The following is a 19,006-nucleotide window of genomic DNA, read 5'->3' on the forward strand; positions in this document are numbered from 1 at the left end:
GGTCGGGGACACTCGGGCGTATGTCCGCTTTCGTCGCGCAGGTCCCGCTCCGCTGGACCGACCAGGACGCCTACCGGCACGTCAACCACGCCCGGATCGTCACGCTGATCGAGGAGGCCCGCGTCGCGCTGGCCTTCACCGGCGCCGGCGAGGAGGGGCTGACCGGGTTCTCGTCCGGGCTGCTGGTCGCCGGGCTGAACGTGGAGTACAAGCGGCAGCTGCCGTGGCGGTCCGAACCGCTACGGGTGGAGATCACCGTGCGGGACCTGCGGGCGGCGTCGTTCACCCTGGACTACCTGCTGCACGACGGGCCGGGACCGGACGATCCGGTCGCGGTGACCGCGTCCACCAGGATGGCGCTCTACGATCTGGACGCCGGTCGGCCGCGTCGGCTCACCGACGGCGAGCGCGACTACCTGAAGCGGCACCTGGGGGAGGTCTCGTGATCCTGCGGCTGGCCGACGTGACCGAGCGGGACGATCTCGGCGCGTTCACCGCGCGGGTGGCGCGGCTCGACGAGGCGGCGGCGATCCGGCTGACGGCCACCGGTGACCGGGTCACGGCGTGGGCGCGGACCCCGTTCGACGTGCTCGTCACCCGGTCGGTGACCGGCACCCTGGACGGCGGCGGGCCGGTGACGGCGCACGCGTCGTCGCTGCTGACCGCGCTGGCGGTGGAACGGGCCGAGGAGATCGATCCCGGGCCGGCCGCGGCCTGGTTCGAGGAGCTGCCACCGGAGGACGGCTGGGCGCTGGTCGACGACGTCCCCGCCGACGAGCTGGACGGGCTGGCCGATCGCGGATTGGCACTGGCCCGCGAGCACGCCGGGCCGATGGGGCCGCCGGCGTCGCTGCTGGACCAGACGGTGCTGACGGTGTCGCCGCCGGAACCGGGCCGCCCGGTGACGGTGCCGATGCGGGTGCTGTTCGCGATGTCCGGGATGGGCTTCCTGGGCTCCGGTCCCGGCGGAGCCGGGGACGGGCCGCGGGTCCGGGTGTCGGCGGCCGGTTCCTGGGTGCGGCTCGACGCCCGCTACGGCGCCGTCGTGCGACGCCGGGTGGTGTCGCTGCCGCTGATGGTCACCGCCTGATCCCGGTTCAGGAACCGAGGTCGAGCACGCTGACCTCGCCGTCGCCGGTGACCCAGCCGGTGCGGCCGTCCGCGGAGACGGCGATCGCGGTCGGGTTCAGCGCGACGTCGGTGGTGCCGGCCACCCGCCAGGTCGACGTGCGGATCACCTGCAGGCCCTGGTCGGTGACGGCGTAGAGGTGCCTGCCGTCGGGGGCGAAGGCCAGGCCGGTGGGGCCGCCCCGGGTCTCGACGCCGGCGATCTCCCGGCCGTCGGCCGGATCGAGCACGGTGACGGTGTCCGAGTCGGGGCCGCCGACGGCGACCTGGGTCTCCGGCCCGGCGGACACCGCGACGGCCTCCGCGCCGCCGCGCACCGGATAGCTGCGGAGCACGGTGAGGCTGCTCGGGTCCAGCACGGTGAGCTGGTCGGCGCTGCGGGTCGCGAGGTAGATGCGGTCCCCGGTGTCGTTGCCGGCGGCCGCGAACGGGTCCCGGGAGACCGGGACGGAGCGGGTGACCGTCCCGGCGTACGGGTCCAGCTCGTCGACGACGCCGTCGGTGCGCGATGGCACGTAGAGGAACCGGCCGTCCGGGGCGACGACGGCGCCCGCCGGATCGGCGGTCGTCGACGCGGTGCCGAGGACGGACGCCCCCGGCACGTCGACGACGGCGAGCTGCCCGCCCTCGGGGCCGGTGAGGCTGATGAACGCCCGGGCGCCGTCCGGGGACGTGGTCACGCCCTGCGGGGTCGCCGGGAGCGGGATCTCGGCGGTGACGGTGTCGGTGGCGCCGTCGAGCACCAGCAGGCGCGGATCGTCGGCCACCGCGACCAGGGCCGTGCGGCCGTCCGCGGTGGCCGCGACCGCGACCGGTTCCGCGCCGACCCCGACGGTGGCCCGGACCGTCGGCCGGGACGCGCTCGCCGCGGCCGGGCCGGCGTCGGGACGCGGCCCGAGACCGGCGGCGGGGGCGCCCTCGGTGGCGGCGCGGTCCGGGCCGGCGCCGTCCCCGTCGGACCCGGGGGAGAACATCGCCCACAGGGTCAGGGTGCCGAGCAGCACGATCGCGAGTGCGATCGCCAGCCCGGCCGGTGACACCCCGCGGCGGCCGTTGCGCGGCTTCGCGGACATGATCGCCTCGCGGCGCGGGGTGATCGGCTTGCCGGACCCGGACCCCGGGTCGGCGGCCGGCCGCACCTCGGTGCGGGGCCCGGTGTCGGTGACCGCGCCGTCCCGGCCGGATGCGGCGCGGGCCGCGGCGACCGACACGGCACCCACCGACGCAGCGGCCGCGATGTTCCCGGTCCCGGCGCTGTCAGTGCTGTCAGCGCTGTCGGTGCTGTCGGTGCTGCTGCCGCCGGTGCCGCTGCCGGTGTTGCCGTTGCCGCTGCCGTCGTTGCCGCCGGTGCTGCCGTCGCGGCCGGTGGGGTCGGCGGTGGTGCGGGCGGCGGGGGTGCCGTTGCGCTGCTCCGGTGCGCGGGGGGCATCGCCGGGTGGCGGTCCCTCGTGGGCCGGTCCGGGAGCCGGGGGGCGGGCCGGCGTGGGGGACACCGCTGCGACCCGTGCGGTGGCGTCCGTCCCGTCGCCGTCCCGGCCGTGCCGGGACGACGGCGCCGGGCCGTCCTGCGGGGGCCGGCCGGTGACCGGGCGGGGGCCGCGCCCGGGCGGCGGGGTGATCGCGTGCCGGGGACGGCCGTCGTCGTCGAGGGCGGGGATGGTCACGGTGGCGTCGGACGCCGCCGGCCGGGGCGCCCGGCGGGCGGGATCGTGCTGGGATCGGCCGTCCGGTGCTGCCCACGGCGCGTGGTCACCGGGCCGCGGGTAGGGCTGCGCACCGGTGCTGCCGCCGGTGGGCGGCATCCCGCCGGTCGCCTCGGCACCGGCCGGGCCTGCCGGTCGGGGCGGCCCCGTCGGCCCGGCCAGGCCGGTCGGCCCGGTCAGGCCGGTCGGCCCGGTCGGGCCGGGGCCGCCGCGGCGTGCCGGGGGGCCGGCGGTCGTCGTGTCGGTGGGGAGCGGGTTCCGCCCGGTGCTACCGCTGCCGTGCGCCGGGGCGCCGCGAGCGGGCTCGTCGCGCGGGGCCGGCCGGCCGTGTTCCGCGGGCCGGTCGTCGCCGCGGTGACCGGCGTCGGTGGAGGTGTCGTCGCGGCGGGTGTGGCCGCCCTGCTCGGCGTCCCGGGCGGCGCGGCCGGGGAGCTCGCCGAAGCCGCGGCCGGTGCCACCGCCACCGGGGGTGGCGAACAGGTCGTTGCCGGACAGGCCTGCCATCGCCGGACCGGACGGTGCGCCGCCCATCGGGGGCCGCGGCGCGGACTCCCGCTCGGCGTTCTCCGGGGCGGGCCTGCGGCGGCCGGGCATCGTCGGGCGGACCCCGGACGACGGGGTCGCCGGCCGCGCGTCCGCGGTCGGCCCGCCCGGCTCGGCGGTGTCCGCGGACGCGCTCGGGTAGTGCCCGAGCAGCGCGCCGGGCGGCAGGATGTCGGTCTCCGGGCCGCCGTCCGTGCCGGGCCGGGGCGGCCAGCGCTTGGACGTCGTGCCGCCGGTGGCGGGGGCGTCGGTCCGGGCGGACCGGACGGGCCTGGCCGCGGGGGCGTCGCCGTCGTCCAGCGGGCGGGGCGACGGTGCGATCGGGGGCACCACGGTCGGGGCCGGCTGGGTCGGCGGCGCGTCACCGGGAGCGGACCGGTCGCCACCCATGCGGGGGCGCCCGGCGGCCGGGGTCGCGGCCGGGTCCCCGGCGCCGGCCGGTCCGGAACTGCCTGCGGCGTCCGGCCGGCCGGTGGACGGGCTGTCCGCCGGCGCGTCGGGGGCGCCCGGGGCGGCTGCCGGGTCCGGGTGGTTCGCCGCGGAGCCCGGGCTGTCGGCCTGGCCGGCGGGGTGTGCCCAGGCTGCCGGGCCTGCCGGCCCGCCGGTCTCTGCCGGGTGCGTCCAGGCTGCGGGAGCGCCGGTTCCCGCCGGGCGCGTCCAGTCCGCCGGGGCGCCGGTTTCCGCCGGGCGCGTCCAGTCCGCCGGGCCGCCGGTTTCCGCCGGGTGGGTCCGGCCTGCGGGATCGCCGGTCGTTGCCGGGCGCGCGGGGCCTGCGTCGTGTCCGGCCTGGCCCGCGTGGTCGCTGCTGCCCGCCGGGCCGGTCGTCGCCGGTGCGGTCGAGCTGTCCGGGTCGGTGCCGGGGGCCGGGTGGCCGGGGGCAGGGGTGTCCCGGTGCCGGTCGGCCGGTGTGGGGCTGTCAGTGGCGGGGCCGTCGGTGGCGGGGCTGTCCGTGGTGGCGCCGTCCGGGCTGTTGCCGGACGGGTCGGCGCCGGATCGGTCGGCGCTGCTGCGCTCGGCGCTGATCGGGCCGGTGCGGACGGGGGTGGTGCCGTTCGCGGAGGCGTCGACGTCGGGTGCGAACGACGGCGGCGGTGCGAACCGGTCCGCGGGGGTGTGCAGCGGATCGTCGGTGTCACCGGCGTCGTCGGGCAGCGGCCCGACCCCGAGCGGGTCGTCACCGAGGTCGCCGAGATCGGCGTAGTAACCGTCGGTGCCGTCGGTGCCGTCGGTGCTGCCGGTGTCGTGGGTGCTGCCGGTGCTGCTGGTGTTGTGGGTGCCGCCGGGGCCGCCGGTGCTGTCGTGGTGCGACGGGTCGTCGCCGTGCGTGCCGGGGGCCGGGTCGGTGTCCGGCGCCTCCCGGTCGGCCGCGGCGGGCTCGGTGCCGGTGTGGCCGGCCCCGTCGTAACCGGCCCCGTCGTGACCGGTGCCGGTGTGGCCGTCGTGACCGGTGTCGTCGTGACCGGTGCTGCTGCCGCTGCCGCTGCCATCGCCGCTGCCGGTGTCGTCGCGGTGGCCGCTGCCGTGTGCGACGTCGGCGGCCGCCGGGCCGGGGCGCGGCGACGGCGTCGGCCGCGGGCCGGTCACCGACGGTGCGCCCGGCGCGACGCCGGACCCCCCGCCCGGGGCATCGGCGCGACCGTTGCGCCCACGGACCAGATCGGCGAACCCGGAACCGGTGGACGCCGCCGGACCGGAGGTCGCGGACGTCTCCACCGGTGCCCCGCCGGACGGCCCCGCAGCGGGAGCCGGGCCGGTCACACCGGTGGTATCGGCCGTGCCGGCGTCACCGGTCGCGGCGTCGTCGGTGCCGGCATCGGGGGAGCGTGCGGAACCCGACCGCATCACCAGGTCGACGAGGGATCCCGGGACCACGGGGACGCGGCCGGTCCGGATCGCCTCGCCGAGCCCGTCAGGGTCCGGTTCCGCGGCGTCGTCACGTCCCGGCTGGCCGGGCGCCGACGTCATGCGTTCTGCGACGGTCGGGTGCACATAACGATCTGATTATCGCGAGCGGCGCCCGGGGCCCTGACCCCGGGTCGGTCCCCGGTGCGTGCGGGACCCGCCTGCGGCGCCGTCCGTCCAGGTCCGGGCGTTGTCACGGCCCGCGCCGAGATCACCGAACGGGAGTACCCCGATCGAGGTCAGCGACACCGGCGGGATCTGCCCGATCGTGGTGCCCTCGGCGTCGTCCTCCCGCTCGGTGCCGGGGCGGCGCCCGGGGCCGAGCAGCAGGGTACCGGTGGTGGTGTCGTCGTCGACCGTTTCGTCGGTTTCATCCGAATTGCCCGGCAGGCCGGATGTGTCCGTACTGGCCGAGGTGTCGCCGGTCGCGGACGACGACCGGTCCCGGACGGCCGGATCGGGCCGCACCGCGGACGGCAGCCCGTCGGTCCCGGCGCCGGACGACCAGACGAACGAGGGCCCGGTGCCGCGCCCACCGTCCGGGCGCGCGGCGCCGGAGAGATCGGAGATGCCCGGCTCGGACCCGCCGAACAGCGCGTCGTCCAGGGTGGCGGCCACCGGCTCCCGGTCCAGCTCGGCGGCGAGGGTGGTGCGCATCCGGGACAGCTCCTCCCGGACCTCGTCGCGGAGCGCGGCGAGGCGCTCGACGTCCCCGGCGACGCCGGCCCGCCGCTCGCCGAGCCGCCGCAGCGTCTCGGCGGCCTCGTCGCGGGCGGCGGAGAGGATCTCGTCGGCGTCCGCGCGGGTCGTGGCCAGCAGCCGGTCGGCCTCCTCGGCGGCCCGGTCGAGCCGCTCGGCGGCGTCCCGCTCGCGGTCGGCGAGCTCGCCCTCCCGGCGGGCGGCCTCGCGCTCCTGCTCGTCCAGCGCGGTCCGGCGGGCGGTGAACTCGCGGTCGAGTTCCGCGGCCCGGCCGAGCAGCGCCTCCTCGGTGCGGGTGCGCCGCTCGTCGGCCTCCTCGCGGGCCCGGGCGAGCACGGCGTCGGCCTCCTCGCGGGCGCCGGCGACGATGGACTCGGCCTCGTCGGCCGCGCGGCCGCGCAGCTCGGCGGCCTCCCGCTCGGCGGCCTCCAGGACGCGCTCCACCCGGAGCCCGAAGCCCGCCTGCTCGGACGCGCCGGCCTCGACCTGCTGCTGCAGCCTGCGGCTCTGCGCGCGGGCCGCGGACAGCGCCTGCTCGGCGGCCTCGGCGCGCCGGATCTCGTCGTGGATCCGCCGGTCCAGGTCCGAGAGCCGGGTCTCGACCTGGGCGCGGTCGTAGCCGCGGAGCACGACGGCGAACCAGGCCCCGTCCACCGCGCCGCCGGGCTCGCCGCCGCCGGAACCGGTCGGTGCGTCGGCGGCACGGTGCGAGTGCCGGGACGACCCGGGCGCAGGATCGGGACGTTGCGGACCGGACGCGGATCCGGACGGCGACGGCAGTGCGGTCACGATGAACCCCCAGACGGGTGACTTCTCGCCGCCCGACCTCCCGGGGCGGCGTCCCGTTCAACGAGATCGGACGCGTTCGGTCACGATCACGGCGGCTCGCGCCCGGATTGCGGCCGAACACCACCCGATCGGCCGCCGGATGGCGGATCAGGGAGTTGCGGAGGGTGACGATCAAGGTCGTCGCAGTCAGAACGTGTCAGGGAACCGGATCGTCGGCGGACCGCCGCGCCCGGATCAGAACTCGGAGTTCTGCATGCTGAGCGCGGCGTACTGGAGGTAGTTCCACAGCTGCTCGCGGTGCTCGGGCGAGAGGTCCTCCTCGTCGACCGCGATCCGCATGCAGCGCAGCCAGGCGTCCCGCTCGATCGGGCCGATCGTGAACGGCACGTGCCGCATCCGCAGCCGGGGGTGCCCGCGCTGGTCGGAGTAGGTGCGCGGGCCGCCCCAGTACTGCTCCAGGAACATCCGCAGCCGCTCCTCGGCCGGGCCCAGATCCTCCTCCGGGTACATCGGCCGCAGCACGTCGTCCCGGGCGACCTCCTGGTAGAACCGGTGGACGATCCGGCGGAAGACCGGAGCGCCGCCCACCTCGGCGTAGAAGTTCTGCGGTGCACTCACGCCGTCATGGTCTCAGCTCTGCCGCTGCGTGCGCCCGTCCAGGGCGGCGGTCGGGAACAGCATCGGCCGCGGGATCCCGTGGTCGTCGAACGCGTCGGTGATCGCGCCGTTGAGTGCGCGCTGCACCGCCCACTGCCGGCCCGGCTTGACCCGGACGGTGATCCGCAGCGTGACGCCCTCCGGGCTGATCCGGTCGACGCCGAGCACCTCGGGCGGCTCCAGGACGTCACCGGAGATGTCGTCCTGGGCGGCCCGCGTGGTCGCCGTCGAGCCGGCCAGCTCGGTGGCCTGCTCGACGTCGGCGCTGTGCGCGATCGGCAGGTCCACCACGGCGACGGCGTAGCCCTGGCTCATGTTGCCCACCCGCAGGATCTCGCCGTTGCGGACGTACCAGACGGTGCCCTGCAGGTCCCGGATCGTGGTGATCCGCAGCCCGACCGCCTCGACGGTGCCGACCGCCTCGCCGACGTCGACGATGTCGCCGACCCCGTACTGGTCCTCCAGCAGCATGAACATGCCGGACAGGAAGTCGCGCACCAGGTTCTGCGCGCCGAAACCGATCGCCAGGCCGAGCACCCCGGCACCGGCGAGCAGCGGGCCCAGCGGGTAGCCGAGCTCGTTCATCACCATCATCACCGCGACCAGCAGCACCACCGCGGAGACGATCGAGCGCAGCACCGACCCGATGGTGCGGGCGCGCTGCATCCGGCGCTGCGCACCGGGGGCGTCGCCGCTGCCGCCGCCCTCGGGGGCGCGGCGCAGCCGGCGGGCCCGCCCGGCGAGCGCGGTGAACGCGCCGTTGGTGGCGCCGTTGACCATCCGCGCGATGCCGCGGTGCGCCAGCCAGCGCACCAGCACCGCGATCAGGATGATCGAGGTGATCGAGATGGTGCGGCCGACGATCACGTCGGCGTGCTGGGCGATGAAGTCGTTGTTGGTCCAGCGGTAGAGGGTGGCGCACCAGGACCCCGGGTCCTGGGTGCACTGCGGCATGAGGGCGCCGGTGAGCCCCGGGGCGGGGACCGGCGGGATGACCGTGCTGATCACGCGTCCTCCTCGGGGGGCGGTGAGGGCTGCGTCGGCGCGACCCGCGGGACGGCGCTCGCCGGGCGTCACCGGCCGGGGTGCCCGGCGGATCGCGTGACCCGAGACTACGTCACCCGTACCGGTGGTCCGCAGCCCCCAGGTGGGCCGGCAGCGAGTGGTGTTCCGGCAGGTCGGGGGCCGGTTGCGGGGCGTCGCGCACGGTGCGCAGCGGTACCACGCCGCACCAGGCGAGATCGGCCTCGACGTCCGGGGGACCGTCCGACGGCGGGCCGGAGCGGCGCTTCACGCTGGCCTCGGTCAGGTCGAGCGCGAACAGCGCGGTCGCGGCCAGCTCGCGGTTGTTCGGCCGGCGGGCGTGGTCCCAGGCGCCCGGGGTCAGGTGCTCGACGATCGCGCGCAGCCCGTCGGCCTTCGCGGCGGGATCGGTGACCCGCCGGGCCGTCCCGTGCACGACGGCGCTGCGGTAGTTCATCGAGAAGTTCATCACCGCCCGGGCGTGCACGATCCCGTCCAGGTGGGTGACGGCGACCGAGCAGGGCAGCTCGTCGGTGCGCAGCCAGCCCGCACCGGTGGATCCGTGCAGGTAGAGGGTGTCGCCGGCGCGTCCGTACGCGGTGGGCAGCACCACCGGTGCGCCGTCGCGGACGAACCCGACGTGGCACACCAGGCCCTCGTCGAGCAGGGCGTGCAGCTCGGCGCGGTCGGTGGCGGCGCGATCGGGCTTGCGGCCGAGGGTGCTGCGGGCGGTGGGGGAGAGCGTCACGCGACCAGCGTGACGCCGTGCAGTGGCATCCTGGAACGGCCAATCCCGCGCCGATCGGAAAGGCCGGTTCGTGTCCGAGGTCCCGCCGCTGCCGCTCGACCGCGGCTCGTCCGTCCCGCTCGCGGTGCAGCTCGCCGACGGGCTCCGCGCGGCCGCGGCCGGTGGCACGCTGCGGCCCGGCGACCGGCTGCCCTCGACCCGGGCGCTGGCGGCCGCGCTGCGGGTGAGCCGCACGGTCACCGCCGCCGCGTTCGACCAGCTGCTCGCCGAGGGCTGGGTGGCCGGCCGGACCGGCTCGGGCACCTACGTCACCGCGCTCCCGGTCGGGCTCCCGGACGACGGCGCCCGCGACGCGGCGGCCGGTGCGGTGCGCGCACCCGACCGGGACGGCGTCCCGGCGGCGCTCGATCCCGGCCGGCCCTGCGTCGCGGCGCTCGACCGGGCGATGTGGCGCCGGGCCTGGCGGGCCGCCGCCGATCCGGAACCCGACGACGCACCCCGCCCGGACGGCCTGCCGGACTTCCACGCCGCCGTCGTCGAGCACCTGCTGCGGCACCGCGGGCTCACCCCGGACGCCGTGCTGACCACCGCGGGCACCTCGGCCGCGGTCGCCGAGCTGGCCCGGCTGCTGCCCGCGGGCGCCCGGGTCGCGGTCGAGGAGCCCGGCTACCGGCGCGCGGTCTCCGCGCTGCGTGCCGCCGGGCTGCGGATCGTGCCCGTCCCGGTGGACGACGACGGCCTGGTCGTCGACGCCGTCCCGGCCGGCTGCGCGGCCGTGTACGTCACCCCGGCGCACCAGTTCCCGACCGCGGTGCGGATGCCCGCCAACCGCCGGGTGGCGCTGGTCGAGCGGGCCCGGGCCGAGGGGTTCCTGATCATCGAGGACGACTACGACGGCGAGCTGCGCTACGACGTCGCGCCGCTGCCGCTGCTCGCCGCGCTCGCCCCGGACACGGTGGTGCACCTCGGCACCGCCAGCAAGATCGTCAGCCCGACGCTGGGGGTCGGCTGGGCGCTCGCCCCGCCACCGGTGCTCGCCGCCTGGCGGGACCTGCGCGAACGCACCGGGACCCGGCCCTCGCCGGCGGGCCAGCGGGTGCTCGTCGCGCTGGCCCGGCACGGCGACCTGTCCCGGCACCTGCGCCGGCTGCGCCGCGAGCTGCGCGAACGCCGGTCCACGGTGCTGGCCGCCGCGGCCGCCGCCGGCTGGACGGCGCACGGCGACCCGGCCGGGGCGCACCTGGTGCTGCGCGGCTTCCCCGGGACCGAGGCCGGGCAGGTCGCCGCGGCCGCCGGGCGCGGGATCACGGTCCGCGGGCTGGCCGGCTACCACGAGGGCCCGCCGCGGACGTCCGGGCTGGTGGTCGGCCACGCCGCCGGGACCCGGGCCGACCTGCGGGCCGCGCTGACCCGGCTGACCGGCTGATCGGGCGCCCGGCGGGGCCGCCTACCCTCGGGGCCCATGAGTTCCGACCGGGTCAGGGTCGCCGTCGTCTTCGGCGGCCGCAGTTCCGAGCACGCGATCTCGTGCGTCTCAGCGGGCAGCGTGCTGACCCACCTGGACCCCGACCGGTTCGAGGTGATCCCGGTCGGCATCACCCGCGACGGCGCCTGGGTCGTCGGCCCGGGCGACCCGCAGCAGCTGGCGATCACCGACCGGACCCTGCCCGAGGTCGACGGCGCCGCGGCCGCGCTGGTGCTCCCGGGGGAGCCCGGGCGCGGCCTGGTCCGGCTGGACGCCGGGCGGGCCGGCGAGGTGCTCGCCGACGTCGACGTCGTCTTCCCGATCCTGCACGGCGCGTTCGGCGAGGACGGCACCGTGCAGGGCCTGCTGGAGATGGCCGGCGTCCCCTACGTCGGCGCCGGGGTGCTGGCGTCCGCGGTCGGGATGGACAAGGAGTTCGCCAAGAAGCTGCTGCGCGCCGAGGGCCTGGACGTCGCCGACGGTGTCGTGCTGCGGCCGGGCACCGACATCGGCTTCGCCGACCGCGACCGGCTCGGGCTGCCGCTGTTCGTCAAGCCGGCCCGGGCCGGCTCGTCGATGGGGGTGAGCCGGGTGACCGACCCGGCCGCGCTGGACGCCGCGATCGCGCAGGCCCGGCTGCACGACCCGAAGGTACTGGTGGAGGCAGCCGTGCCGGGCCGCGAGGTGGAGTGCGCGGTGCTGGAGTTCCCGGACGGCAGCGTCCGCGCCAGCCTGCCCGCCGAGCTGCGCTACACCGGCGAGTTCTACGACTTCGAGTCCAAGTACCTCGACGTGTCCGAGCTGGACATCCCGGCCAAGCTGGACGACGAGATCACCGAGTCGGTGCGCTGGAAGGCGATCACCGCGTTCCGCGCGCTGGACGTGCAGGGACTGGCCCGGGTCGACTTCTTCGTCACCGACGACGGCGCGATCACCGTCAACGAGGTCAACACGATGCCCGGGTTCACCTCCAGCTCGGCGTTCCCGAAGATGTGGGCGGTCACCGGGCTGGACTACCCCGAGCTGCTGACCACACTGGTCGAGACGGCGCTGAAGCGGGGGACCGGGTTGCGGTAGCTACCGGACCTGCACCGGCTGCATCGGCAGGGTGGCGCCGACCGCGTCGGCGACCGCCTGCAGCGGGCCGGGACCGGTCTCGGTCGGTGCAGTGAGCTCCAGGTACACCTCCCGGTCGACGACGGCGTAGGTGTCCGAGCGGGCGTCCGGCGCGCCGGTCAGCGGCAGCCAGTCCACCCCGTTGACGACGATCAGCGGCGAGGTCGGGCCCAGCTCGGCCGGCCGGTCGGTGCCGCAGCGCAGCACCACCGGCTCCGGCTGCGCCACCCAGGCACGGGCGCCCGGCACGGCCGGGTCCAGCTCGCGGGGCGGCATCGGGCCGCCCGTGCCGGGGAGCTCGGCGGGCAGCGCGTCCAGCACGGCGGCACAGGCCGGGGTGGTCGCCTGTGGGGCGGCGACGGCGGGGAGTTCGAGCGGGCCGGTGTCCGGCCCGGCCGTCGTCCGGGCGTGGATCCCCAGCCCGGCGACGACGACCGCCAGCAGCAGGGGCAGGGCGACCGCCACCGCGGTGAGCGGTGCGATGCGTCGGCTCCCGGCCCCTGCCACGGGTACGGCCCGGATCAGTTGAGCTTGACCACGGGGCAGGTGAGCGTCCGGGTGATCCCGTTGACGTTCTGCACCCGGGCGACGACGAGCCGGCCGAGCTCGTCGACGTCGTCGGCCTCGGCACGCACGATCACGTCGTACGGTCCGGTGACGTCCTCCGCCGAGATGACCCCCGGCAGGCCCCCGATCTCGGAGGCGACGGAGGCGGCCTTGCCGACCTCCGTCTGGACGAGGATGTATGCCTGCACCACGGCGTGCCCCTTTCCGGTACGTGCCGCCCTGCCGGATGGTTGACGGCAGGAATGTCGGACGCCGAACCTACCGGAGGCAGCCCCCGTGTCCCCATCCGCGATCACGCCCGAGGGCGGTTCCGAGGCGAGCGTCTCACTCCGGGAGGTGGGTGAGTTCCGGGTGATCGACCGGGTCACCGCCGGCCGGGTCCAGCCGGACAGCACCCTGCTCGGGCCCGGTGACGACTCGGCCGTCGTCGCGACCCCGGACGGGCGGGTGGTCGCCTGCACCGACGTCCTGGTCGAGGGCGTGCACTTCCGGCTGGACTGGTCCAGCCCCGAGCAGGTGGGCCGCAAGGCGGCCGCGGCGAACCTGGCAGACCTGGCCGCGATGGGCGCGGTGCCCACCTCGCTGCTGGTCGGGCTGGCCTGCCCGTCGGAGACGCCGGCGTCCCGGATCGAGCAGCTCGCCGACGGGCTGTGGGCGGAGGCGTCGGCGGTGGGGGCCGGGCTGGTCGGCGGCGACCTGACGTCGGGGCCGGTGATCGTGGTCTCGGTGACCGCGCTCGGGTCGCTGCAGGGCCGGTCGCCGGTGCTGCGCTCGGGGGCGCGGCCGGGCGACCGGGTCGCGGTCTGCGGGCGGCTCGGGTGGTCGGCCGCCGGGCTGGCCGTGCTCGGCCGCGGGTTCCGGTCGCCCGCGGCGCTGGTGAACGCGCACCGGGTGCCCGTCCCGCCGTACGCCGCGGGGCCGGCCGCGGCCGCCGCCGGCGCCACCGCGATGATCGACGTGTCGGACGGGCTGCTGGCCGACCTGGCCCATGTGGCGCACGCCTCCGCGGTGGCCGTGCGGCTGCGGTCGCGGGCGTTCACGGTTCCGGCGAAACTGGCCGAGATCGGCTCGGCGCTGGGCCTGGACCCGCTGCGCTGGGTGCTCACCGGTGGCGAGGACCACGCGCTCGTCGCGACGTTCCCGCAGGACGTGGCGCTGCCGGCGGACTGGGCCGAGGTGGGCACGGTGGAGCCGCCCGGCGAGGACGGGCCGGGCGTCACGGTGGACGGGCGCCCCTACGACGGCGACGCCGGATGGATCCACTTCGCGAAATATTGATTCCACTCACGTCTTGCGATACGCCCGCCCGGGTGACAAGGTCCTGTGCACTCGTGCTGGTTCCGGGCCTTCTGTCCGGAAAGGACCGTCTCCCGAGGAGATGTCACCGTGGACAACCTGGGTGTACTCAGCCTGCTCGCGCTCACACCGATCCTCGTCGTCGCGATCCTGCTGGTCGGGCTGCGCTGGCCGGCGAAGTACGCGATGCCGCTGGGCTTCGTCGCCGCCGCACTGATCGGCGCCCTGGTGTGGGGAATGAACGCCACGACGATCCTGGCCGCGACGATCGAGGGCCTGGTGATCGCCATCGGGCTGCTCTACATCATCTTCGGTGCGCTGCTGCTGTTGCAGACCCTCACCCAGAGCGGTGCGCTGGCCACCATCCGGGCCGGCTTCACCAAGATCAGCCCGGACCGGCGGGTACAGGCGATCATCATCGGCTGGCTGTTCGGATCCTTCATCGAGGGCGCCTCCGGGTTCGGGACACCGGCCGCCGTCGTCGCACCGCTGCTGCTCGCGCTCGGCTTCCCGGCGCTGGCCGCGGTGCTGGTCGGAATGGTCATCCAGTCCACCCCGGTGAGCTTCGGTGCGGCGGGCACCCCGGTGCTGACCGGTGTCGGGCAGGGTCTCGCCGGCTCGCCCGAGGTGGACGCCCGGATGGCGGCACTCGGGCTGGACCAGGCCGGTTACCTGTCGCTGATCGGGCTCGAGGTCGCCGCGATCCACGCTGTCGCCGGCACGCTGATCCCGCTGTTCCTGGTCTGCCTGGTGACCCGCTTCTTCGGTGAGAACCGCAGCTTCGCCGAGGGGCTCTCGATCTGGCCGTTCGCGCTCTACGCGGCGTTCGCCATGACCGTGCCGTACGTGCTGGTCGCCGCACTGCTGGGGCCGGAGTTCCCGTCGCTGCTCGGTGGCCTGATCGGTCTCGCGCTGGTGATGTTCACGTCCAGCCGCGGCTTCCTGATGCCGAAGCAGACCTGGGACTTCCCGCCCCGTGAGCGCTGGCTGGACCGCTGGGTCGGCAACATCGAGCCGGACACCTCCGTGGCCGGCGCGCGGATGAACACCTGGCTGGCCTGGTTGCCCTACGTGCTGGTCGCCGGGATCCTGGTGCTGACCCGAACCGTCGAGCCGATCAAGGAGGCCCTGCAGGGCGTGACCGTCGGCCTGTCGGACATTCTCGGCACCGGGATCTCGGAGGAACTGGAGCCGCTGTACTCGCCGGGTGGGGTGTTCCTGGCCGTCTGCCTCATCACCTACGGGCTGCACCGGATGAGTGGGCGGCAGGTCGGCCGATCCTTGTCGGTCTCGGCCGGCCAGCTCGCCGGGGCCGCGGTGGCGTTGCTGTTCGCGGTGCCGCTGGTGCGAATCCTGATCAACTCCGGTGCCGAGTTCAACACCTCCGGCCTGGCGAGCATGCCGCTGACCCTGGCCGAGGGCGCGGCCGCGGTCGCCGGTCCCGCCTGGCCGATCCTGGCTCCGTGGATCGGGGCGCTCGGAGCGTTCGTCGCGGGCAGCAACACGGTCTCGAACCTGACCTTCGCGCTGTTCCAGTTCGCCACCGCGGAGAACATCGGCGCCGTACCGGAGACCGTCGTCGCCACCCAGGCGGTCGGCGGTGCGGCCGGCAACATGGTGACGGTGCACAACGTCGTCGCGGCATCGGCGACGGTCGGACTGCTCGGCCGGGAGGGCGACGTCATCCGGATGACGATCCTGCCGACGGTCTACTACTGCCTGATGGCCGGTGGGCTGTCGTTCGTGCTGATCTACGGCGTCGGCTTCAACCTCGGCACCGCGCTGCTGGTGCTGCTGCTGGTGACGCTCGCGGCGGTCGTCGTCGGGCTGCGCCGGGCGATGCCGGTCCGGACCTGACGTGACCTGACGCCCACCCCGGACACACGCCGGCCCGGTCACCGCGAGGTGACCGGGCCGGTCTGCGCGTGCGTGATGTGAGCCGCCGCTGCGGGGCCTGCGGCCGGTCTCAGCCGCCGCGGCGCCAGAACAGCAGGACGCGACGCAGCCGGTTGCGCAGCCGCGGATGCCCGGGGACGGAGCGCTGCGGCGCCGGGAACTGCCGGAACTCCGGCGGCGGCGCGGTGATGCCCGCCGCGGGCAGGGTCGGCGGGTCCATGGCGACGAGGGTCTGCGGGAAATGACGGCTGGACGGGGTCACGGACTTCTCCTGCACGACCGCTCCATCGCCATGCGTGGTCGATCCGTTACCGGTGGTCTGCCGCACGATCAGCCTCCTCGATGTGCCGGCCCGCGCACCGTCGACCGGGGGCGCCGGCACGATCCGGGCGGGGCGCGCGGGGACACCCGCCGAGCGGGTGGTCACGGGGAAGCGCGGGCGTCGATGCCTGGTCGTTTCAGGGTAGTACGGCCGCCGGATCGCGCTGCGTGCGGTGCCTCACCCGGACAGCCGGTCGCCGGCCCCGATCGGGCTACCGTACGAACCGGGACGGTGGACGGTCGCAGGACGAGGACGGGCGGGGGTGCCGGACCGGTGGCGGGTGTGGCCTGGGCGGCGCTGGCGGGGTGGGTCCTCGCCGCGGCGCTGCTGCTCCTCGCACACCGGCGGATCGAGCAGCTGCAGCGGGCCGACACCGCGCGCAAGTGGGACCTGCTCGCGCTGCGCGCCGAGCTGGGGGCGTTGCGCGGGGAGCTGCGGCCCGGGGAGCCGGTGCGGGAGGTGGATGCGGCTGATCCGGTGGTGGGCGCCGGCGTGCCGGACCCGGCGGGGAGTGCGGCGCCGCCCGGCCGGCGGGCCGGGCCCACCGAGGCCCGGACCACCGAGGCCCGGACCACCGAGGCCCGGACCACCGAGGCCCGGACCACCGAGGCCCGGACCACCGGCCCGACGGCCTGGCGGCGCTCGCACCGCCGCCCGGCCCGCCGGGACCGGCGCCGCACCTACTGAACCTGCCGGACGCCGTCCGGGGTCACGGCAGCATCCAGCCCGGGGCTCCACCCGATCACCCGGCGCAGCAGCACGCCCTCCTGGCCCTCCAGCTTCACCGCGACGCAGGCGATCGTCAGGTTCTGCGGGGACAGCATCTTGCCCAGCACGCCACCGGACGAGTTCGCCGCGGCCAGCAGGTCCGGCGGCAGCCCGGCCCCGTTCGCCGCCGTCACCTGCAGCGACCCGAACAGCGCGTTCGCCGAGGTGTCCGAGCCGGTGAATGCGCCGCGCGACGCGGCGAGCAGTGCCTGGCCGACCGGCATCGCGAACCCGGCGACGACGAGCGCCACCGCCAGGCCGGACAGCGCCGCCCACTGGGCGCGCAGCCGGAACACGCCCAGCAGCACGAAGACGGTGGCGAGTGGGAGTGCCGACACCAGCGCGGACGCGACCAGGGAGCCGCCGATGGCCTCCGGGTCCTGCTGGTAGAGGCCCTGGGCGAGGGCCATGAGGGTCTCCGACGAGAGGGCGGCGCTGACCATTTCGTCACGGATCGGAGTCTGACGTCCACATTGCGGAATTGCAGGATGGAACGTTGCTTGATAAATCAGGGCGTGCGGAGCGCGTCGGCGACGTCAAGTACCCGCTCCGGGTGCTCGCCGGCCGCCACCAGCACCAGATCGGTGGCGCCCGCGTCGGCGAACCGGCGCAGCTCCGCGGCCACCGTCTCCTCGTCCCCGGCGACCACGGTCTCGGCGATCCGGGTCAGTCCGCCCCGCTCCAGCACCGCCCGGTAGGCGGGCATGTCGGCGGCCGCGCCGAACGTCCGCTCGATCCCGGCCCGGGCCGCGTCCGGATCGGAGGTCACCACGGTCACCACCGAGACGACGATCCGGGCGGTGTCCGGCAGCGCGGGCCGCAGGTGGTCGGCGACCAGGTCCGGCCGCACCCAGGTGGCGACCGTGCCGTCGGTGAGCTCCCCGGCGACGGCGAGCATCCGCGGCCCGAGCGCGGACAGCAGCAGCCGGGGCGGCGGGCCGGGCACCGTGATCCGGGTGTCGACGGTGTGGAAGAGGCCCCGGTGGGTGACGTGCTCGCCGTGCAGCAGCGGTCGCAGGATCTCCAGGTACTCGCGGGTGCGGGCGGCGACCGCGTCGTAGGGCAGGCCGAGCTGGTCGGTCACGAACCACCCGTGTCCCGGCCCGACGCCGAGCGTCAGCCGCCCGCCGACGGCGGCCTGCACGGTCAGCGCGTTCGCCGCGAGCGCGGCCGGATGCACCGGGGCGGTGAGCGTCACCGCGGTGCCGAGCTCGCCGGGCCCGCGGTCCGGACCGGCACCGGCGAGCAGCGCCAGCGGGTCCCAGCTGCCCGGGAGCTGGTTCGTCCAGGCCGCGTCGAGCCCGCGCCGGCCCGCCGCGGCGATCGCGTCGTGGACCGCTGCCGGTCCGCCGGAGGTGTCGAGGAAGGTTCCGATCCGCATGGGTCCAGCCCACCCGGGCGGCGGGCGGCGAACCAGACCGGAACAGACCGCGCAGCGATCAGCGTTGGGCATCGATGCAGGCAGGGAGGGGTGGACATGGAACTGCGCGGGTTGCGCTACTTCGTCACGGTGGCCGAGGAGCTGCACTTCGGCCGGGCCGCGGAACGGCTGCGGATCGTCCAGCCGGCGGTCAGCAGGCAGGTCGCGCTGCTGGAACGCGAGCTCGGCGCGACCCTGCTGGACCGGTCGTCCCGGCACGTCCGGCTGACCCCGGCCGGGCACCGGGTGCTCGCCGCGGCGCGCGAGGCGCTGGCCGCGGCGGACCGGGTGCACCGGGTGCTCGACGAGCCCGCCGCCCGGCTCCGGCTGGGCACCGCGGCCGGCCTGACCGCGCGGATCGAGACCGGCATCGAGCGGCTGCGCGCCCGCAACCCGGCACTCGACGTGCAGCTGTTCGACCTGCCGGTGCGGGAGCGTCTGGACGCGGTGCTGGCCGGCGACCTGGATCTCGCGCTGGTCCGCGGTACCCCGGTGGCCCGCGGGCTGCTGGTGCGCCCGGCCTGGACCGAGCCGTTGCACGCGGTCGTGTCCGCCCGGCACCCGCTGGCCGGGGCCGGCACGGTGACCCTGGCCGAGCTGGCCGCGGCGGGCCCGTTCCGGTATCCCTGCCGGGACGGCGACCGGCCGTGGCACGACGCGGTGGCCCGGATCGTCGAGCCGGCCGGGGTGCGGTCCGGTGCGGGGCGGCAGGTCGGGACCGAGGACGACGTCGTCGTCGAGATCGGGGCGGACCGGTGCAGCTGGACGCTGCTGCCCGCGGGGCGGGCGGTGCGGTCGGGATCCGCGCGGATCCGCGAGCTCGCGCTGGACCCGCTCGCGAGCGTCACCGGCTCGGTGGTCGCGCCGGACGGTGCGACGACGACCTGCCGGGACGCGGTGCTGGCGGCCTTCCAGGACCAGGGCGCGCACCCCCGGCCGGCCCCCGCACCCCCGCCGCGGCGGC

18 protein-coding genes are annotated in these 19,006 nt (G+C 76.4%); 8 read left to right on the forward strand and 10 right to left on the reverse strand.

Going from position 1 to position 19,006, the window contains the following annotated elements; translation table 11 throughout:
• Positions 1 to 20 precede the first annotated feature (20 nt).
• Both ABD160_RS20755 and ABD160_RS20760 read left to right on the forward strand, forming a co-directional pair.
• Positions 21 to 446: an acyl-CoA thioesterase gene (locus tag ABD160_RS20755; RefSeq protein ID WP_344024983.1), complete on the forward strand. Its 426-nt coding sequence runs from the start codon at positions 21 to 23 to the stop codon at positions 444 to 446.
• Positions 443 to 1,090 (forward strand): DUF8185 domain-containing protein, encoded by a 648-nt coding sequence (locus ABD160_RS20760; RefSeq protein WP_344024985.1) that lies wholly within the window; start codon positions 443 to 445, stop codon positions 1,088 to 1,090. The genes ABD160_RS20755 and ABD160_RS20760 overlap by 4 nt, the downstream gene beginning before the upstream one ends.
• Positions 1,091 to 1,097: 7 nt before the next feature.
• On the opposite strand, the gene ABD160_RS20765 is transcribed toward ABD160_RS20760, so the two are convergent.
• The 5 genes from ABD160_RS20765 to ABD160_RS20785 form a co-directional block, all read right to left on the reverse strand.
• On the reverse strand, positions 1,098 to 5,339 hold the full coding sequence (locus ABD160_RS20765; RefSeq protein WP_344024987.1) for a hypothetical protein: 4,242 nt from the start codon (positions 5,337 to 5,339) through the stop codon (positions 1,098 to 1,100).
• Positions 5,340 to 5,375: 36 nt separating this feature from the next.
• The gene (locus ABD160_RS20770; protein ID WP_344024989.1) at positions 5,376 to 6,764 is read right to left on the reverse strand and encodes a coiled-coil domain-containing protein; all 1,389 of its coding nucleotides are present in this window, start codon (positions 6,762 to 6,764) and stop codon (positions 5,376 to 5,378) included.
• Between the two features lie 234 nt (positions 6,765 to 6,998).
• Entirely contained in the window at positions 6,999 to 7,382 is a 384-nt protein-coding gene (locus tag ABD160_RS20775) for a globin (RefSeq protein WP_344024991.1), read from the reverse strand.
• Positions 7,383 to 7,394: 12 nt separating this feature from the next.
• Positions 7,395 to 8,375, reverse strand: coding sequence for a mechanosensitive ion channel family protein (locus tag ABD160_RS20780; protein ID WP_425563643.1), 981 nt, complete (start codon positions 8,373 to 8,375; stop codon positions 7,395 to 7,397).
• A 163-nt stretch (positions 8,376 to 8,538) separates the two neighbouring features.
• Positions 8,539 to 9,192, reverse strand: a complete 654-nt coding sequence (locus ABD160_RS20785) for a pyridoxamine 5'-phosphate oxidase family protein (RefSeq protein WP_344024995.1) — start codon at positions 9,190 to 9,192, stop codon at positions 8,539 to 8,541.
• Between the two features lie 70 nt (positions 9,193 to 9,262).
• Between ABD160_RS20785 and pdxR the strand changes: the two genes are divergently transcribed.
• Both pdxR and ABD160_RS20795 read left to right on the forward strand, forming a co-directional pair.
• Positions 9,263 to 10,618, forward strand: a complete 1,356-nt coding sequence (gene pdxR / locus ABD160_RS20790) for a MocR-like pyridoxine biosynthesis transcription factor PdxR (RefSeq protein WP_344024997.1) — start codon at positions 9,263 to 9,265, stop codon at positions 10,616 to 10,618.
• Between the two features lie 36 nt (positions 10,619 to 10,654).
• Positions 10,655 to 11,734: a D-alanine--D-alanine ligase family protein gene (locus ABD160_RS20795; RefSeq protein ID WP_344024999.1), complete on the forward strand. Its 1,080-nt coding sequence runs from the start codon at positions 10,655 to 10,657 to the stop codon at positions 11,732 to 11,734.
• On the opposite strand, the gene ABD160_RS20800 is transcribed toward ABD160_RS20795, so the two are convergent.
• Both ABD160_RS20800 and ABD160_RS20805 read right to left on the reverse strand, forming a co-directional pair.
• Positions 11,735 to 12,238: a DUF3515 domain-containing protein gene (locus ABD160_RS20800; RefSeq protein WP_344025001.1), complete on the reverse strand. Its 504-nt coding sequence runs from the start codon at positions 12,236 to 12,238 to the stop codon at positions 11,735 to 11,737.
• Positions 12,239 to 12,294: 56 nt separating this feature from the next.
• Positions 12,295 to 12,531 (reverse strand): Lrp/AsnC family transcriptional regulator, encoded by a 237-nt coding sequence (locus ABD160_RS20805; protein WP_085915679.1) that lies wholly within the window; start codon positions 12,529 to 12,531, stop codon positions 12,295 to 12,297.
• A 100-nt stretch (positions 12,532 to 12,631) separates the two neighbouring features.
• On the opposite strand from ABD160_RS20805, the gene ABD160_RS20810 reads away from it, so the two are divergent.
• A complete protein-coding gene (locus tag ABD160_RS20810) occupies positions 12,632 to 13,618 on the forward strand; it encodes a thiamine-phosphate kinase (RefSeq protein WP_344025062.1) in 987 nt (328 codons plus the stop codon).
• Between the two features lie 108 nt (positions 13,619 to 13,726).
• Positions 13,727 to 15,493, forward strand: coding sequence for an L-lactate permease (locus tag ABD160_RS20815; RefSeq protein ID WP_344025007.1), 1,767 nt, complete (start codon positions 13,727 to 13,729; stop codon positions 15,491 to 15,493).
• 109 nt (positions 15,494 to 15,602) lie between these two features.
• On the opposite strand, the gene ABD160_RS20820 is transcribed toward ABD160_RS20815, so the two are convergent.
• Positions 15,603 to 15,809 (reverse strand): hypothetical protein, encoded by a 207-nt coding sequence (locus ABD160_RS20820; RefSeq protein ID WP_344025009.1) that lies wholly within the window; start codon positions 15,807 to 15,809, stop codon positions 15,603 to 15,605.
• A gap of 318 nt (positions 15,810 to 16,127) precedes the next feature.
• Here ABD160_RS20820 and ABD160_RS20825 point away from each other — a divergent pair, with 318 nt between their 5' ends.
• The gene (locus tag ABD160_RS20825) at positions 16,128 to 16,541 is read left to right on the forward strand and encodes a hypothetical protein (RefSeq protein ID WP_344025011.1); all 414 of its coding nucleotides are present in this window, start codon (positions 16,128 to 16,130) and stop codon (positions 16,539 to 16,541) included.
• Here the strand turns inward: ABD160_RS20825 and ABD160_RS20830 are convergent.
• Both ABD160_RS20830 and ABD160_RS20835 read right to left on the reverse strand, forming a co-directional pair.
• On the reverse strand, positions 16,535 to 17,032 hold the full coding sequence (locus ABD160_RS20830; protein WP_344025012.1) for an L-lactate permease: 498 nt from the start codon (positions 17,030 to 17,032) through the stop codon (positions 16,535 to 16,537). The two genes, ABD160_RS20825 and ABD160_RS20830, sit on opposite strands and share 7 nt — an antisense overlap.
• 98 nt (positions 17,033 to 17,130) lie before the next feature.
• Complete coding sequence (locus ABD160_RS20835) at positions 17,131 to 18,003, reverse strand: LLM class flavin-dependent oxidoreductase (protein WP_344025014.1); 873 nt, start codon at positions 18,001 to 18,003, stop codon at positions 17,131 to 17,133.
• Between the two features lie 96 nt (positions 18,004 to 18,099).
• Here ABD160_RS20835 and ABD160_RS20840 point away from each other — a divergent pair.
• The coding region (locus tag ABD160_RS20840) for a LysR family transcriptional regulator (RefSeq protein WP_344025016.1) at positions 18,100 to 19,006 on the forward strand (907 nt) is incomplete at its 3' end.

The organism is Pseudonocardia kongjuensis (assembly GCF_039526905.1).
Taxonomy (GTDB): Bacteria; Actinomycetota; Actinomycetes; order Mycobacteriales; family Pseudonocardiaceae; genus Pseudonocardia; species Pseudonocardia kongjuensis.